Consider the following 17107-nt stretch of genomic DNA (forward strand, 5'->3'; position numbering starts at 1 on the left):
TGTGTTTATCACTTGGTATTCAAAGTAATCGATATAACTTACTTCTTAGTTGGGCGTTTCCAATCCGCAATCACACGCTCTTTAGCACGAGTAATCACTAATTCTTTTTCACCAACGTCTTTAGTCAGTGTGGTTCCTGCACCAATAGTAGCACCATTTGCGATACTCACAGGGGCAATCAATTGTGAGTCAGAACCGACAAATACATCATCACCAATAATGGTTTTGAATTTATTGGCACCATCGTAATTACAGGTGATCACACCTGCGCCAACGTTAACACGCTCGCCTATCTCAGCATCACCAAGGTAGGTTAAGTGACCTGCTTTAGAGTCTTTACCTAAACGTGCATTTTTAATTTCAACAAAATTACCCACATGAGCTTTATTTTTAAGCTCTGTTCCTGGACGCAGGCGAGCAAATGGACCAACAGTACACTCTTCACCAACAGTCGCACCATCAATTACCGTGTAAGGACTGATCACGCTGTTATCGTCAATTTCACAATCTTTAAGAACGCATCCAGCACCAATAAAGACATTATCACCAATAGAAACATTGCCTTCGATAATTACGTTAACATCGATCTCAGAATCCATACCACACTGTAATTCGCCTCGTAAATCAAAGCGATCTGGATCGCGTAGCATCACGCCTTGCTCTAATAATTTTTGCGCTTGCATGACTTGATAAGCACGCTCTAAACGCGCCAGTTGCGAGCGATCATTCACGCCTTCAACTTCAATAGGGTTCACCGGATGTACCGCTTCAACCGCGCGGCCTTCATCATGCGCCGCCGCAATAATATCCGTTAGGTAATATTCACCTTGAGCATTTTCATTTTTTAATGCCGATAACCAACGCTTAAGATCACCACCGGTGGCGACCATCACACCCGTGTTAATTTCTTTAATAAGTTTTTGTTCTTCTGTGGCGTCTTTTTGTTCCACAATCGCCACAACTGGGCCATTCTTACGAATAATACGACCATAACCGGCTGGCTTATCTAAAATAACCGTCAGTAATGCAATACCACCGGTCGGTTGGGCATCAAGCAGGTTTTCAACCGTTTCACTTGAAATTAATGGCACATCACCATAAAGAATCAATACTTTTTCATCATCAGCAAAATCAGGAGAAGCTTGGTTAACTGCATGCCCCGTCCCTAACTGATCCGCTTGCAAAACCCAATTAACTGGCTCATTTTGCAACGTTTGTTTCATCTGGTCGCCGCCATGACCATAAACCAAATGAATATTTTTCGCGCCAAGACCAGTACAGGTATCAATAACGTGCTTAGCCATTGGGCGACCAGCTAAAGTGTGTAAGACCTTCGGCTTCTCTGAATACATGCGAGTGCCTTTACCCGCAGCAAGAATAACAGCGCTAAAATTCATTTACGTTCCCTTTGTATTTATAAACTCTTAGAATATTAACTTATTTATATACTATTTTAATTAAAACTTCGTAAAACTAAGCTCAATAAATATAAAAAAGGCGACCATATAGGGCCGCCTTTCCATTTACTCTACTAATGCTAATTACTTACGACGTGTCTGACGAGTTAGTTCAATAACTCGTAGCTGAGCAATCGCTTTCGCTAAATCACTTGCCGCTTGTGCGAAGTCGATATCGCCATGCTGATTTTGAATGTTCTCTTCAGCTTTGCGTTTGGCTTCTTCAGCCTTAGCGGCGTCAAGCTCTTCACCACGAATAGCCGTATCAGCCAGTACTGTCGCAGTACCCGGTTGAACTTCTACCATACCACCAGAAATATAAATAATTTCCTCGTGGCCGTGTTGTTTCACTAAACGCACCATGCCAGGCTTAATAGCAGTCAGAAGCGGGGTGTGGCCAGGGTAAATCCCTAGTTCACCTTCACTACCTGTCACCATGAAAGACTCAACCGTACCAGAGAAAAGTTTCTTCTCAGCACTTACGATGTCTAGGTGAAAAGTCATAGCCATGTTGCCTCCTAATTCGCTTTATGCTTATAAATTTAAGCTTATATAAACTTAAAGCTTCTTAGCATTCTCAACAGCATCGTCAATCGTACCGCAGTACATGAACGCTTGCTCTGGAATGTCATCGTAATCACCAGCAATCAGACCTTTAAAGCCGCGTAATGTTTCTTTTAGAGAAACGTACACGCCTGGGTCGCCAGTAAATACTTCAGCAACGTGATAAGGCTGAGTTAAGAAACGCTCAATCTTACGAGCACGAGATACAAGTTGCTTATCTTCTTCAGATAATTCATCCATACCTAAGATCGCGATGATGTCTTTTAGCTCTTTATAACGTTGTAGTGTCGTCTGTACACCTTGAGCAATACCGTAGTGCTCTTGACCAACCACTAATGGATCCAACATACGAGATGAAGAATCTAATGGGTCAATCGCAGGGTATAGACCCATTGCTGCGATGTTACGGTTAAGTACAACCGTTGCATCTAAGTGAGCAAACGTTGTCGCAGGAGATGGATCGGTTAAGTCATCCGCTGGTACGTATACCGCCTGAACAGAGGTAATAGAACCTTGTTTAGTCGACGTGATACGTTCCTGAAGAACACCCATTTCTTCTGCTAGTGTTGGCTGATAACCTACCGCAGATGGCATACGACCTAGTAGAGCCGAAACCTCTGTACCTGCAAGGGTATAACGGTAAATGTTATCGATGAACAATAGTACGTCACGACCTTCATCACGGAAACGCTCCGCCATAGTCAGGCCAGTCAGTGCTACACGTAAACGGTTTCCAGGTGGCTCATTCATTTGGCCATAAACCATTGCTACTTTTGATTTTTCAGGTTCTTCAACGTTTACAACGCCAGCTTCCTGCATTTCAAAGTAGAAATCGTTACCTTCACGAGTACGCTCACCAACACCGGCAAACACAGATAAACCTGAGTGTTGCAATGCGATGTTGTTGATAAGTTCCATCATGTTAACGGTCTTACCTACACCAGCACCACCGAATAGACCGATTTTACCACCCTTAGCGAATGGACAAATTAAGTCGATTACTTTAACACCAGTTTCTAGTAATTCCGTTACGTTAGATTGCTCTTCGTAACTTGGTGCTGCACGGTGAATAGCGTAATGCTCTTCCGCGCCAATTTCACCACACTCATCGATAGCATCACCTAACACGTTCATGATGCGACCAAGTGTTTTTGTTCCTACTGGTACTGAGATTGGAGCACCTGAATTCGATACTTCCAAACCACGACGTAAACCATCAGAGCTACCCATTACGATTGCGCGAACTACGCCACCGCCAAGTTGTTGCTGAACTTCAAGAACAAGACGCTCTTTAGAATCAGTAACATTCAGGGCATCGTATACACGAGGTACACTGTCCTGTGGGAACTCTACGTCGACTACTGCACCGATGATCTGTACGATCTTACCTGTAGCCATCGTTAAATCCTCTAAACTATTTAATTACCTAAGCACTAAAATTTAATAACCGTGCTGCTAATAACAAGACTAAACTGCTGCCGCACCTGATACGATTTCTGACAATTCTTGTGTAATCGCCGTTTGACGGGCTTTGTTGTACACAAGTTGTAAGTCATCAATCAAGTTGCTTGCATTATCTGTTGCAGCTTTCATCGCCACCATTCGTGCCGCTTGCTCACAAGCAAGGTTTTCTACCACGCCTTGATACACTTGAGATTCAACATAACGTTTCAACAAGGCATCTAGCAGTGGTTTCGGCTCGGGTTCATAAATATAATCCCAAGAATGAGTGCGTTTCATGTCATCGCTATCCGATTTAGGCAAAGGTAGCAATTGATCGATCTTTGGTTCTTGAACCATGGTATTAACAAAACTGTTAAATACCACGTAAAGGCGATCTAACTCACCTTCATCATATTTCTGCAGCATCACGCCGACACTACCAATCAAAGATTCTAGGCTTGGGTTATCCCCTAGGCCTGAAATTTGAGCGGACAGTTTCATACCTGTGCCTTTGAAAAAAGCGGTGGCTTTAGAGCCAATCACTGCAAGTTCAACACCTGCGCCTTTTTCAGACCAACCTTTCATATCGTTTAGGGCTTTTTTAAACAAGTTAATGTTCAAACCACCACATAAACCACGATCGGTAGAAATAATGATGTAACCAACTTTTTTAGCTTCACGTTCCTCAAGATAAGGGTGCTTATACTCAAGGGCAGCGTTCGCTACATGACCGATCACTTTACGCATTGTTTGTGCATATGGACGAGAAGATTCCATTGCGTCTTGCGAACGACGCATTTTGGAAGCTGCTACCATTTCCATTGCTTTCGTAATTTTTTGTGTGCTTTTAACACTACCAATTTTGGTACGAATTTCTTTTGCGCCGGCCATCGTTACACTCCGTTAATAGGGCCCCATAAAGGGAATCCCGTTAATGGATATTCGTTAGTGGTGATGCGACTTCGAGGATTTAAGTATTTTAAAATCACGAAAACATCACCCACGAATTACCAGGTCTGAGTTGCTATGAAGTCATCAACCAACTTTTTAAGTTTGGCTTCGATGTCATCGTTATAAGCACCCGTTTTGTTGATTTCAGCGACGAAATCAGCATGTTGACCATGAGCGTACGACAGTAGTGCCGATTCGAAATCCGCTAGCTTGTTAAGAGCGATATCGGTTAAGTAACCGCGCTCAGCAGCAAAAATCACAAGAGCCTGATCAAACACTGAGAAAGGAGCGTATTGCTTTTGCTTCATTAGCTCAGTTACTTTTTGACCATGGTTTAGCTGACGCTTCGTCGTTGCATCTAGATCAGATGAGAACTGAGCAAACGCTGCTAGTTCACGATACTGTGCAAGTGCGGTACGAATACCACCAGACAGTTTCTTAATGATCTTAGTTTGCGCTGCACCACCTACACGAGATACCGAAATACCTGGGTCTACCGCAGGGCGGATACCAGCATTAAATAGCTCAGTTTGTAGGAAGATCTGACCATCGGTAATCGAAATTACGTTAGTCGGTACGAATGCAGATACGTCACCAGCTTGTGTTTCAATGATAGGAAGAGCAGTTAAAGAACCCGTCTTACCTTTCACTTCACCATTTGTGAACTTCTCAACATACGCTTCGCTTACACGAGAGGCGCGTTCTAGAAGACGCGAGTGAAGATAGAAAACATCACCTGGGAAGGCTTCACGGCCTGGTGGACGTTTTAGTAGTAGAGATATTTGACGGTAAGCAACCGCTTGTTTAGATAGATCATCATAAACAATCAGTGCATCTTCACCGCGATCACGGAAGTATTCACCCATCGCACAACCTGAATATGGAGCCAGGTATTGCAATGCTGCAGACTCAGAAGCCGATGCTACAACCACGATAGTGTTTGCAAGTGCACCGTGCTCTTCAAGTTTACGTACTACGTTCGCAATAGTAGAGGCTTTTTGGCCAATCGCTACGTAGATAGAGTAAATGCCTGAATCACGTTGGTTGATAATGGCATCGATAGCCATTGCCGTCTTACCAGTCTGACGGTCACCGATGATAAGCTCACGTTGACCACGACCGATTGGGATCATTGAGTCAACAGATTTATAACCAGTTTGAACTGGTTGATCTACTGACTTACGGTCGATAACACCTGGTGCAATTACTTCTACAGGAGAAGTTAATTGAGCATTAATAGGACCTTTACCATCAATTGGCTCACCCAGTGTGTTTACAACACGACCAAGCATTTCAGGACCTACAGGTACTTCAAGGATACGACCAGTACCCGTTACTTTCATGCCTTCCTGAAGGTTAGCATACGGGCCCATTACTACCGCACCAACCGAGTCACGCTCAAGGTTAAGTGCAAGTGCGTAACGGCCACCCGGTAGTTCAATCATTTCACCCTGCATCACGTCCGCTAGGCCGTGAATACGGATAATACCATCGCTTACTGAAACGATAGTACCTTCATTACGAGCTTCACTTACAACTTCGAATTTCTCGATACGTTGTTTGATCAGTTCGCTAATTTCTGTGGAATTAAGTTGCATGCTCCAATCCCCATTAAGACATTAATGCGTCACTCAAACGGTTCAAACGACCGCGAGTTGAGTTGTCGATTATTAAGTCTCCGGCTCGAATAATAACTCCACTAAGTAGAGTCTCATCTACACTGCAATTCAGCTTTACTTTACGATCAAGGCGCTGCTCGAGTTTGCTGCTGAGTTCTGCAAGTTGAGTTTCAGTTAGTGTTGTTGCAGAAATAATTTCTACATCAACCTGATTTTCTAATTCTTTTTTCAGAATCAAAAACTCTTCACAGATTTCAGGAAGGGCCTTAAGGCGCCCATTCTGAGCCAGAACTTTAATAAAGTTTTGGCCATTTTCATCAAACTCTGCGCAAATCGAAATGAAAACTTCAGCCAATTGTTCAGCGGCAAGCGCTTTATTCAAAAGGTTGATAACATCTTCATTCTTTGCGACTTCTGCAGCGAAAGAAAGCATCTCAGACCATTGGTCTACTGCCCCTTTCTCAACCGAAAATTCAAAGGCTGCTTTAGCATAGGGGCGTGCGATTGTAGTCAAATCAGACATATGCTGCCCCTCTAGTTATAGTTTTGCAGTAATATCGTCGAGAATATCTTGGTGTGCATTCTGATCGATAGAACGCTCCAAAATTTTCTCAGCACCGGCAATCGCTAAAATAGCAACTTGCTTACGTAGTTCATCACGAGCGCGGTTGCGTTCAGTTTCAATTTCAGCTTGGCCTTGATCAATGATCTTTTGACGCTCAATTTGAGCTTCAGTTTGGCTTTCTTCTAAAATCTGACTTTTACGCTTGTTCGCTTGATCGATGATCTCAGCAGCGGCTTTTTTTGCTTCTTTCAATTTGTCGAAGCATTAGCTTGTGCCAGGCTCAAGTCTTTAGCTGCGCGGTCAGCGGCTGCTAAACCATCAGCAATATTTTTCTGACGGTTTTCGATCGCTGCCATTAGTGGCGGCCATACATATTTCATGCAGAACCACACAAAGATGACAAACGCTATCGCTTGACCTAACAGAGTTGCGTTTATGTTCACCGCATACTCTCCTTTGTTTGCAATTTAAAAACAAATACCAGGATAATGAATTATTATCCGGCGACCGCAAACATCACATACAGACCTAGACCAACCGCGATCATAGGAATCGCATCCACAAGACCCATAACGATGAAGAATTGTGTACGTAGTAGTGGGATAAGATCTGGTTGGCGAGCAGCACCTTCTAGGAATTTACCACCTAACATGCCGATACCAATTGCTGCACCGATTGCCGCAAGACCCATCATGATAGCCGCAGCAATGTACAGCAGATCCATGTTCAAGTTTTCCATTGTATAACTCCAAGTTTTATCTGAATGTTATGTAAAAAATTTTTTTATTAATGTTCTTCTGATGCTTGAGATAGATACACTATCGTCAAAATCATAAAGATAAATGCCTGTAGGGTGATGATCAATATGTGGAAGATCGCCCATGGCACGGAGAGAACCCATTGTGACCACCAAGGCAGAAGCCCTGCAATCAAAATGAAAATCAACTCACCTGCATACATGTTACCGAATAAACGCAGTCCCAATGAAACTGGTTTAGCCAACAACGTTACCCCTTCAAGCACTAGGTTAATTGGAATAAAAGCCCAGTGATTAAACGGTTGTAAACCTAACTCTTTAGCAAACCCAGTGATACCTTTCATCTTGATGCTATAGTAGATAATCAAGACAAACACGCCCAATGACATTGACATTGTAATGTTAACGTCGGCGCTCGGTACAACACGTAAATACGGGATTCCCAAGAGAGTCGCTGTATGAGGAAGAAAATCGACCGGAATAAGATCCATTAGGTTCATTAGGAAAACCCATCCGAAGACGGTTAATGCTAATGGAGCAACTAATGCGTTCTTTCCATGGAAAATATCTTTTACTGAGGCATCAACAAACTCAACGATCATCTCGATGAAACATTGAAGCTTTCCTGGTACACCGCTAGTGGCTTTTTTGCCAACACGGTAAAAGATCCACATCATTAAGGTTCCTAATAGAACCGAAACGATCAATGAATCGATATTAAACGTCCAGAAACCGCTACCAACATCTAAGTTCGTAAGATGGTGTGAGATGTACTCCTGAGGAGTTAATTCACCTGAACCAGCCATTAGATATCCTGTCTAATTACGTTTTATAAAACCAAATGACATGATGCATTGCACAACAAAGGCCAAGATATAACCTAAAAAGAAGGTGATAAGGTGCACTTCTGTATATTTAAAGAAATATACAAATAGAGCGCCGGTAATCACAAACTTATAAGCTATGCTTATATAGGCTTTCGCCATGACTTTTGCTGCCGTATCTGCGCCGGGTTTATTCAAATATAAACTCGTTACAATATACGGAATACAGTACACCAGCCCCCCAAAAATGGCAGATTGACTTGCCATCTCTCCCTGAACATACAAACTGATCAAGCTTAAAGCACCAACAACAATAAACTGAGTTAAGATTAAAAAAAACATTCTATTTACACCCAATTACATTTTTTTGGTTCAGCTGTATGCGCAGGACATACTACACCTTACTTTGCTTCTATTACAGAAAAGAGCAAGGTGTAAAATGATTATTTTCACATTCTGTTAAATGATTGGCGATATTCTACTAACAGAGTTAATTTATACTTAAGTTTGTGTTAAGGAGACTTAATACCTGCTCCATGTCCTCGAAATCAATGGTAATTTTCCCTTTCCCTTTAGCATTCCGACGAATCACAACCTTTGTGCCTAACTGTTCAGATAATTGTTCTGAAAAAGTCACAGCTGAAGTATCTTCTACCGTTTCTGTTTTTTCTTTCGGTTCTAAGTGTTTTTTCACTAGAGCTTCAGTTTGTCGAACGGTTAATTTCTTAGCAACCACAATTTTTGCAACATTACTTTGATCGTTAAAATCTAAAGATAACAAGGCTCTGGCATGACCCATTTCTATTTCTTTTGATATAACGCATTGCTTGACTTCATCATCAAGCGTATTGAGGCGTAATAAATTGGTGACAGCGGTGCGAGATTTACCAATAGCATCCGCCACTTGCTGATGAGTTAATTCAAATTCTTGTTGTAAACGTTCCAAAGCTTGAGCTTCTTCAATCGCATTTAAGTTTTCACGTTGAATATTTTCAATCAAGGCCATCGCAATCGCCGCGCGATCTTGAACATTCTTAATCACACAAGGAACTTGAGTTAAGCCCGCTAATTTGGCTGCACGCCAGCGGCGCTCACCAGCAATGATTTCAAATTGAGATTCAGAGACTCTACGCACCACCAAAGGCTGAATAATGCCTTGCGAGCGAATAGAGGAGGATAATTCTTCCAACGCTTCAGATTGAATATCTTTTCTTGGTTGGTATTTACCTGGAATCAGTTGAGAAATAGAAATTTCAGCCAATTGCCCTTCCGAGGACAAAGCTTGGCTATGTGCTACTTTTTGTTGTTTTTCTCGAGCAAGCGAGCTCGTTGAAAGTAGAGCATCAAGGCCTTTACCTAAACCACGTTTAGACATCTGAGCGGATTCCTTTATATCTTTAATGAATTATTGAGTTATAGCGCGAGTATTTCTTCACGGCGAAGCATTTCACCAGCAAGCGCTAGATAAGCTTTAGAGCCTGCTGAATACTTATCATAATACATGGCAGGCTTACCATGGCTAGGCGCTTCTGCTAAGCGGACATTACGAGGAATAACGGTACGGTAAACCTTATCGCCAAAGTGTTTCTTTAATTGCTCTGAAACGTCGTTAGATAGGCGATTTCTTGGATCAAACATTGTCCGTAAAATACCTTCAATTTTTAGTTCATTGTTAACGACTGCCGCTAATTTACTGATGGTATCCATCAAAGCAGTTAGCCCTTCTAATGCAAAATATTCACACTGCATAGGTACTAATACCGAGTGAGATGCGGCCATAGCATTGATAGTTAATAAATTAAGCGATGGTGGACAATCAATAAAAATATAATCGTATTGATCTTTAACGTTCGCTAACGTGTTTTTCAGTCGTAATTCTCGAGCAAACACTTCCATCAATTTAATTTCAGCTGCAGTCACATCACCATTGGCAGCGATTAAGTCATAACCTGCTGGAGTATTTTTACATACCACTTCATCAAATGAGGTTTCTTCAACCAGAAGATCGTAAGCCGTAAAATCGACAGAATACTTATCAATACCACTTGCCATAGTGGCATTACCTTGAGGATCAAGGTCAATAACAAGAATGTTTCTTTTGGTTGCTGCCATTGAAGCCGCTAGGTTAACGCACGTTGTCGTTTTCCCAACACCACCTTTTTGGTTAGCAATTGAAATGATTTTACCCACGAATACCTCGTTATTAATCCTTTTTTTCCAAAACGATTAAGTGGCGATCACCTTCTAATTCTGGAACTTGTAGTGCTTTTATCTCTAGCACATTGAATGCATTAGGTAACAGTGCAATTTCATCTTCAGGTAATTGGCCTTTTAACGCAAGGAAAACTCCACCATCAGGTTTTGGTAAATGATGACACCATTCCACCATATCGATCATAGAAGCAAATGCTCGGCTGATCACAGCATCAAAACCTTGTTCTGGTTGAAATTCTTCGACTCGGCTCTGTACTGGTTGTACGTTTTTAATGTCCAATTCGTGCAATACTTGTTTGATAAAACGAATTCTTTTCCCCAAACTATCAAGCAAAGTAAAGTCATAGTTTGGGTTTAAAATCGCTAACGGAATCCCTGGTAAACCAGGCCCTGTACCCACATCAATAAAGCGGGTACCAGATAAATATGGGCTAACAACCACACTATCCATAATATGCTTTACTAGCATATCCATAGGATTACGTACCGATGTTAAGTTGTACGCTTTATTCCATTTGTCTAATAACAACACATAGCCAACCAGTTGATCGCGTTGTCGATCATTTACCTCAAGATCTGTTTGAGATAATAGTGCATCCAGCTTATCTCTCAATTGTTTATTTATTAAACTGAGATTCATGCAGCATCACCTTTCTTTAATTGACCATGTTTTTTTAAGTGAACCAGTAAAATCGAAATTGCGGCCGGTGTAATACCGGAAATACGTGAAGCAATACCGATAGTTTCAGGCTTAGTATTATTTAACTTAGCCACCACTTCATTAGAAAGCCCTTTCACTTGAGAATAATCTAATTCTACCGGTAATTTGGTATTTTCATGGCGAAGCGATTTTTCAATTTCTTCTTTTTGACGCAAGATATAACCTTCATACTTCACTTGGATTTCAACTTGCTCAGTCGCTTGATGATCATCCATTTGTGAAGTGTATGCAGCTAATGATGTGAGTTTTTCATAAGTCATCTCAGGACGACGTAAAAGATCTTCACCACTGGCTTCACGGGTAATTGGCGTTTTAAGTAGCAGGTTCAATTCATCAATATTATCCGATTTTGGGTTCACCCAAATATCTTTCAAACGTTGACGTTCTTGTTCCATATTCTCTACTTTTTGATTAAAACGAGCCCAACGCGCATCATCCACCAAACCAAGCTCTCGACCTTTTTCAGTTAAACGCAAATCGGCATTATCTTCACGAAGTAATAAGCGATATTCCGCACGAGAAGTAAACATGCGATAAGGTTCTTTGGTACCCATGGTAGACAAGTCGTCAATCAAAACACCCATGTAAGCTTCATCACGACGTGGGCTCCAAGATTCTTTACCTTGAGTGTAAAGCGAGGCATTAAGGCCCGCCATTAAACCTTGAGCAGCTGCTTCTTCATAACCAGTCGTACCATTGATTTGACCGGCAAAGAATAAACCTGCAATGAACTTGGTTTCATAGCTTTGTTTTAAATCGCGTGGATCGAAAAAGTCATACTCTATCGCATAACCTGGGCGCATGATTTGTGCATTTTCAAAACCTTTCATTGATTGAACAATTTTGACTTGTACATCAAATGGCAGGCTGGTTGAAATACCGTTAGGGTAAAGTTCTGTCGTAGTTAAACCTTCCGGTTCAATAAATATTTGATGACTATTTTTATCAGCAAAACGCATCACTTTATCTTCAATTGAAGGACAGTAACGAGGGCCAATACCTTCGATCACACCTGAATACATCGGGCTACGATCAAGGTTTTTTCGGATCACATCATGCGTTTTTTCATTGGTGTGAGTAATAAAACATGGAATTTGATCAGGATGATCACTGGCCTTACCCATAAATGAAAATACTGGGATTGGCGTATCGCCATGTTGCTTTTCAAGGCAGCTAAGATCGACAGTACGGGCATCAATACGAGGAGGCGTACCCGTTTTTAAACGATCAACTCGAAAAGGAAGATCTCGCAGGCGTTGTGCTAGTGCAATCGATGGTGGATCACCAGCGCGACCACCAGAGAAGTTTTCTAAACCAATATGGATTTTACCACCCAGAAAAGTACCGACAGTAAGCACCACAGCTTTGGCTTTAAATTTCAAACCCATTTGAGTGATTGCACCAACCACTTGATCGTTTTCAACGATCAAGTCATCAACGGCTTGTTGAAATAAGGTTAGATTCGGTTGATTCTCAAGAGTGGTGCGAACTGCTGATTTATATAATAAACGATCAGCTTGAGCACGGGTTGCACGCACTGCTGGCCCTTTAGATGCATTAAGAGTACGAAATTGAATTCCTGATTTATCAATAGCTTGAGCCATTAATCCGCCCAAAGCATCGACTTCTTTAACCAAATGACCTTTGCCGATACCACCGATGGCAGGATTACAGGACATTTGACCTAAAGTATCAATATTGTGAGTTAGGAGTAGTGTTTTTTGGCCTGTACGAGCAGACGCAAGAGCAGCTTCCGTTCCAGCATGACCACCACCAACGACGATGACGTCAAAGTTTTCGTGATAAAACATGATCAGACCTCAAGAGTTCAATTTAACGATCATTCGTTTAATGATCTAGGAAATAAAAGGAGAGCTATTCTACCTTTTTTAATCTCCATAGAGAATCAATTTGTCTAATTAAATAAAGGCTTCAAAGGCTTTAATATATATAAGATCTTTATATAGATCTTTTATTAGATCTACTATTAGAGAAGCACGATCTTGTGGATAATCAAAAAATGATCTTAAAGATCATAGTGTTTAGGAGGATCGTTTCTTGTGATCTAACCTTGATCTTATTCTGTATTAGCTGGGATCTAAATTGCTAGTTATACACAGGCGATCTTGATGGAATAGTTATCCAGTGAATAACTATAGTAGGATCACAGGATAAAGTGCTACTTATCCACAGATGGTTTGATTAAAAAGTGAGCGGTTGAACCTTTTTATTTTATGAAAAAATGGAAATTAACAAAAATAGGAAAGTAAAGGCAGACATGTATTCTGCCTTTGGGAGGGATAATTGAAGTGATTAGCCAATAAAATGGGCCATATTTTCTTGTATCCAAGTTTCTGCAGCATCTTCAGGAACCGGAGTTTCGAGCACATCTATCTCTAAATGTGGGCATAATTCTTGTGTTCCAATGTCTAACAAGGCTTCTCTGGCACTCTTTCCTGCACCACAAAAGGTATCGTAACTTGAGTCTCCAATTGCTATTACGGCAAATTTCACGTCAGACATTCTTGGAGGGGCGTCCTGGAGTTGTGCCATGAAAGGTTGAATATTGTCTGGATAATCCCCTGCACCATGCGTTGAAGTCACAATTAACCAGATCCCTGAAGCTGGAATTTGTGTAAGATCCGGTTGATTATAAATAGTGGTTTGCGCCCCTTGTGCAATAAGAAGATCGCTTAGGTGATCGCCGACATATTCTGCGCTGCCTAGTGTACTGCCTGTGATGATATGGATCATGACCACTCCTGTGATGTGATTTTTATGCTATTGGTATTCATCGTGCGTTTTAACTGAAAATTGTGTTTATTTTCCAATACAGAATGAAGAAAAAATACGACCTAATAGGTCATCAGAACTGAATTCACCAGTAATCTCGTTGAGGTATTGCTGGGTAATTCTTAGCTCTTCAGCCAATATTTCCCCGGCCATGTAACCTTCAAGCTGTTGCTGACCAATCGCTAAATGCTCTGTAGCTTTATCTAAGGCTTCTAAGTGGCGTCGGCGAGCCATAAAGCTGCCTTCATTACCACCAGCAAACCCCATACAGGCTTTAAGATGATCACGCAGTGCATCAACACCTTCGCAGGTCTTCGCTGATAGACGGATCAAGGTTGGATTGTTGATGTGGCAAATGCCCAACACTTCTCCTGTTTGATCCGCTTTGTTGCGGATCACTGTCATTCCAATATTTTCAGGTAATTTTTCAACAAAATCAGGCCAAATTTCTTTGGGATCCGTCGCGCTAGTCGTCGTGCCATCGACCATAAATAACACTCGATCCGCTTGTGCTATTTCTTCCCATGCTCGTTCAATGCCGATTCGTTCCACTTCATCAGAGGCTTCACGCAGCCCAGCAGTATCAATAATGTGTAAAGGCATACCATCAATGTGTATGTGCTCTCTAAGAACGTCTCGCGTGGTTCCTGCTATATCGGTAACAATCGCAGACTCTTTACCCGACAGTGCGTTTAATAGGCTAGATTTACCAGCATTCGGTCGTCCAGCAATGACTACTTTCATACCTTCGCGAATTATCGCACCTTGGTTGGCTTCTTTACGCACCGCATTAAGGTTATCTATGATCGACTGTAGATCGGAACTGACTTTTCCATCGGCCAGAAAATCAATTTCTTCTTCGGGAAAGTCGATCGCGGCTTCAACATATATACGTAAATAAATTAACGATTCTACTAAGGTATTTATACGTTGAGAAAACTCACCTTGGAGAGAGTTTAATGCCGATTTCGCGGCTTCTTCAGAGCTTGCATCAATCAGATCGGCGATGGCTTCAGCTTGAGTTAAGTCGATCTTATCATTTAAAAAGGCGCGTTCAGAGAATTCACCAGGTCTGGCTGCGCGGATCCCTTTAATTTTTAAAATTCGCTTGATCAACATATCCATGACTACCGGCCCACCATGGCCTTGCAGTTCTAATACATCTTCCCCGGTAAAGGAATTGGGATTCGGAAAATAAAGTGCGATACCTTGGTCAAGCTGAGCACCGTTTTCATCGGTAAATGGAAGGTATTCGGCGTAGCGAGGCTTCACTTCACGGCCTAAGACTTCTAGTGCCACTTGTTTGGCTTGAGGGCCTGAGACTCGGATGATACCAACACCACCACGACCAAGGGCGGTAGCTTGAGCGACAATTGTCTCTGTATTCATAATAACAACCATTTAAATAGGAAAACGCTTACCAATTGTAATTCGCTTAATAGATTTATAAAGAGATAATTTAATCGTTTATCTTCAGTATTATGGAAAAGCAAATAAGCAAAAGGCGACCGTTTAGGCCGCCTTTGTTCGTTCAGTCATCTAAGAAACTTATTTGCCTTTCTTAGAATGCAGACCTTTCTTCTCTAGTGCTCGGTAGATTAGCGATTGCTGTACCAAGGTCACGATGTTCGACATTAGGTAATAAAGAACTAGACCTGATGGGAACCATAGGAAGAAGAAGATGAAGATGATTGGCATGAACATCATCATTTTCTGCTGCATTGGATCGGTAACCGTTGTTGGGCTCATCTTCTGGATGATCAACATTGAGATACCCATCAATACTGGCAGGATGTAATACGGGTCTTGTGCTGACAAGTCATGAATCCAACCAAAGAAAGGTGCATGACGTAATTCAACCGACTCCATTAATGCCCAGTAAAGTGCAATGAAGATTGGCATTTGCAGAAGAATAGGGAAACAACCACCTAGTGGGTTTACCTTTTCTTCTTTATACATTGCCATCATTTCTTGGCTAATACGTTGGCGGTCATCACCTAAGCGCTCTTTCATGGCAGTGATTTTCGGCTGCAACATACGCATTTTTGCCATGGAAGTGTACTGAGCTTTGGTAAGCGGGTACATAGCACCACGAACAATGAAGGTTAGGAGAATAATTGCCACACCCCAGTTCACAACAAATGTCTGAATGAAGGACAATAAAGTATGAAGTGGTTTAGCAATGAACCATAACCAACCGTAGTCGACAACAAGATCAAGATGCGGGGCGGTTGCTTCCATTGCATTTTGTAGCTTAGGACCAGCCCAAAGGGTGGCTTTAATTTCGCCACTTTGGTTGTTGGCAATCACTTGATTTGGAGTACGCACACCAATATCGGCAATATTACCAATCACACGAGAATAAAGAATAGTGCCTGGTTGATCGCGAGGGATCCAAGCTGATGTAAAGTAGTGTTGCAACATGGCAACCCAACCTTGACCATCTTCTAATTTAACGTTGAGGTTTTTGTCCTGCATTTCGTCAAATTTGTATTTTTTGTAATGATTTTCAGATGTAGAGAATGCACCACCGGTATACACTGGCATGCCTAAGTGACCTGCACCTTCAACCATCGTTTGGCGTAGGTGAGCGTACATACCTAATGTGGCATCTTGACCCGAGTTGTTTTTGATATCATAAACAACATCAATCGCGTAACTTCCGCGTTTAATGATAAAGGTTTTGGTGTAATCAATACCATTTGCGCTGTAAGTCAAAGGAATGCGTAATTCATCTTGACCATCAGCCAATTGGAAACTTTGTGCTGTTGTTTGGTATTGAGGACGTTTTGAGCTGCTGATATCGATACCTTGAGGGCCAACCAAACCACTTTGAGCAATGTATTCATGCTCAGGTGTTTCTTTTAGCAGAACAAAAGAATCTTTAGAATCCAGCGTCGCATTATATTTATTCAACTTAGCTGAAACGACATCACCACCAACTGGGTTGATAGCAAGCGTTAACACATCAGAAGTTACTTTGATGGTTGAAGCGGCAGGTTGATTGTTGACTTGCTGAGGGACGAGCGGATCGGATGAAGCCTCTGCAGGATCATGCGGCAAGCTGCTGTCAGTATTCGTTTGAGTCTGCTGCACGCTAGTTTGAGCTGGTTGAGCATCCTTATTATTCCATTGTTGGAACAATAAAAAACTTACTAGAGCAAAAGCGATTAACAGGATATTACGTTGAGAATCCATT

16 protein-coding genes and 1 pseudogene are annotated in these 17107 nt (G+C 41.8%); all 17 read right to left on the reverse strand.

Annotation, left to right across the window (positions count from 1 at the left end; translation table 11 throughout):
* Positions 1–38: 38 nt before the first annotated feature.
* Complete coding sequence (glmU, locus tag A1QC_RS06520) at positions 39–1397, reverse strand: bifunctional UDP-N-acetylglucosamine diphosphorylase/glucosamine-1-phosphate N-acetyltransferase GlmU (RefSeq protein ID WP_017024244.1); 1359 nt, start codon at positions 1395–1397, stop codon at positions 39–41.
* A 144-nt stretch (positions 1398–1541) separates the two neighbouring features.
* A complete protein-coding gene (locus A1QC_RS06525; RefSeq protein ID WP_017024245.1) occupies positions 1542–1967 on the reverse strand; it encodes a F0F1 ATP synthase subunit epsilon in 426 nt (141 codons plus the stop codon).
* A 48-nt stretch (positions 1968–2015) separates the two neighbouring features.
* Positions 2016–3419, reverse strand: a complete 1404-nt coding sequence (gene atpD, locus A1QC_RS06530; RefSeq protein WP_017024246.1) for a F0F1 ATP synthase subunit beta — start codon at positions 3417–3419, stop codon at positions 2016–2018.
* A gap of 69 nt (positions 3420–3488) precedes the next feature.
* Positions 3489–4355, reverse strand: a complete 867-nt coding sequence (atpG, locus tag A1QC_RS06535; protein ID WP_017024247.1) for a F0F1 ATP synthase subunit gamma — start codon at positions 4353–4355, stop codon at positions 3489–3491.
* Positions 4356–4471: 116 nt separating this feature from the next.
* Entirely contained in the window at positions 4472–6013 is a 1542-nt protein-coding gene (gene atpA / locus A1QC_RS06540) for a F0F1 ATP synthase subunit alpha (RefSeq protein ID WP_017024248.1), read from the reverse strand.
* Positions 6014–6026: 13 nt separating this feature from the next.
* Positions 6027–6557: a F0F1 ATP synthase subunit delta gene (gene atpH / locus A1QC_RS06545; RefSeq protein WP_017024249.1), complete on the reverse strand. Its 531-nt coding sequence runs from the start codon at positions 6555–6557 to the stop codon at positions 6027–6029.
* 15 nt (positions 6558–6572) lie between these two features.
* Positions 6573–7042: pseudogene (gene atpF / locus A1QC_RS06550) on the reverse strand (F0F1 ATP synthase subunit B).
* Between the two features lie 53 nt (positions 7043–7095).
* The gene (gene atpE, locus A1QC_RS06555; protein WP_017024253.1) at positions 7096–7338 is read right to left on the reverse strand and encodes a F0F1 ATP synthase subunit C; all 243 of its coding nucleotides are present in this window, start codon (positions 7336–7338) and stop codon (positions 7096–7098) included.
* 47 nt (positions 7339–7385) lie between these two features.
* A complete protein-coding gene (gene atpB / locus A1QC_RS06560; RefSeq protein ID WP_017024254.1) occupies positions 7386–8162 on the reverse strand; it encodes a F0F1 ATP synthase subunit A in 777 nt (258 codons plus the stop codon).
* Positions 8163–8174: 12 nt separating this feature from the next.
* The gene (locus A1QC_RS06565) at positions 8175–8522 is read right to left on the reverse strand and encodes an ATP synthase subunit I (protein WP_017024255.1); all 348 of its coding nucleotides are present in this window, start codon (positions 8520–8522) and stop codon (positions 8175–8177) included.
* Positions 8523–8670: 148 nt separating this feature from the next.
* A complete protein-coding gene (locus A1QC_RS06570; protein ID WP_017024256.1) occupies positions 8671–9555 on the reverse strand; it encodes a ParB/RepB/Spo0J family partition protein in 885 nt (294 codons plus the stop codon).
* Positions 9556–9593: 38 nt separating this feature from the next.
* The gene (locus tag A1QC_RS06575) at positions 9594–10370 is read right to left on the reverse strand and encodes a ParA family protein (protein WP_017024257.1); all 777 of its coding nucleotides are present in this window, start codon (positions 10368–10370) and stop codon (positions 9594–9596) included.
* A 13-nt stretch (positions 10371–10383) separates the two neighbouring features.
* Positions 10384–11034, reverse strand: a complete 651-nt coding sequence (rsmG, locus tag A1QC_RS06580; RefSeq protein ID WP_017024258.1) for a 16S rRNA (guanine(527)-N(7))-methyltransferase RsmG — start codon at positions 11032–11034, stop codon at positions 10384–10386.
* A complete protein-coding gene (gene mnmG, locus A1QC_RS06585) occupies positions 11031–12926 on the reverse strand; it encodes a tRNA uridine-5-carboxymethylaminomethyl(34) synthesis enzyme MnmG (RefSeq protein ID WP_017024259.1) in 1896 nt (631 codons plus the stop codon). Before mnmG ends, rsmG begins: the two co-directional genes overlap by 4 nt.
* A gap of 502 nt (positions 12927–13428) precedes the next feature.
* Entirely contained in the window at positions 13429–13869 is a 441-nt protein-coding gene (gene mioC / locus A1QC_RS06590) for an FMN-binding protein MioC (protein ID WP_017024260.1), read from the reverse strand.
* Positions 13870–13935: 66 nt separating this feature from the next.
* Positions 13936–15297: a tRNA uridine-5-carboxymethylaminomethyl(34) synthesis GTPase MnmE gene (gene mnmE / locus A1QC_RS06595; protein WP_017024261.1), complete on the reverse strand. Its 1362-nt coding sequence runs from the start codon at positions 15295–15297 to the stop codon at positions 13936–13938.
* A 159-nt stretch (positions 15298–15456) separates the two neighbouring features.
* Complete coding sequence (gene yidC, locus A1QC_RS06600) at positions 15457–17106, reverse strand: membrane protein insertase YidC (RefSeq protein ID WP_017024262.1); 1650 nt, start codon at positions 17104–17106, stop codon at positions 15457–15459.
* Position 17107 lies beyond the last annotated feature (1 nt).

The organism is Vibrio rumoiensis 1S-45 (assembly GCF_000286955.2).
Classification (GTDB): Bacteria; Pseudomonadota; Gammaproteobacteria; order Enterobacterales; family Vibrionaceae; genus Vibrio; species Vibrio rumoiensis_A.

Bases quoted from the DNA above. Each gene is read 5' to 3' on its own strand.
- rsmG (WP_017024258.1), bottom strand. From the start codon at position 11,034: ATGAATCTCAGTTTAATAAATAAACAATTGAGAGATAAGCTGGATGCA.
- atpE (WP_017024253.1), bottom strand. From the start codon at position 7,338: ATGGAAAACTTGAACATGGATCTGCTGTACATTGCTGCGGCTATCATG.
- mnmE (WP_017024261.1), bottom strand. From the start codon at position 15,297: ATGAATACAGAGACAATTGTCGCTCAAGCTACCGCCCTTGGTCGTGGT.
- mnmG (WP_017024259.1), bottom strand. From the start codon at position 12,926: ATGTTTTATCACGAAAACTTTGACGTCATCGTCGTTGGTGGTGGTCAT.
- yidC (WP_017024262.1), bottom strand. From the start codon at position 17,106: ATGGATTCTCAACGTAATATCCTGTTAATCGCTTTTGCTCTAGTAAGT.
- atpD (WP_017024246.1), bottom strand. From the start codon at position 3,419: ATGGCTACAGGTAAGATCGTACAGATCATCGGTGCAGTAGTCGACGTA.
- A1QC_RS06570 (WP_017024256.1), bottom strand. From the start codon at position 9,555: ATGTCTAAACGTGGTTTAGGTAAAGGCCTTGATGCTCTACTTTCAACG.
- glmU (WP_017024244.1), bottom strand. From the start codon at position 1,397: ATGAATTTTAGCGCTGTTATTCTTGCTGCGGGTAAAGGCACTCGCATG.
- atpB (WP_017024254.1), bottom strand. From the start codon at position 8,162: ATGGCTGGTTCAGGTGAATTAACTCCTCAGGAGTACATCTCACACCAT.
- atpH (WP_017024249.1), bottom strand. From the start codon at position 6,557: ATGTCTGATTTGACTACAATCGCACGCCCCTATGCTAAAGCAGCCTTT.
- A1QC_RS06565 (WP_017024255.1), bottom strand. From the start codon at position 8,522: ATGTTTTTTTTAATCTTAACTCAGTTTATTGTTGTTGGTGCTTTAAGC.
- mioC (WP_017024260.1), bottom strand. From the start codon at position 13,869: ATGATCCATATCATCACAGGCAGTACACTAGGCAGCGCAGAATATGTC.
- atpA (WP_017024248.1), bottom strand. From the start codon at position 6,013: ATGCAACTTAATTCCACAGAAATTAGCGAACTGATCAAACAACGTATC.
- atpG (WP_017024247.1), bottom strand. From the start codon at position 4,355: ATGGCCGGCGCAAAAGAAATTCGTACCAAAATTGGTAGTGTTAAAAGC.
- A1QC_RS06525 (WP_017024245.1), bottom strand. From the start codon at position 1,967: ATGGCTATGACTTTTCACCTAGACATCGTAAGTGCTGAGAAGAAACTT.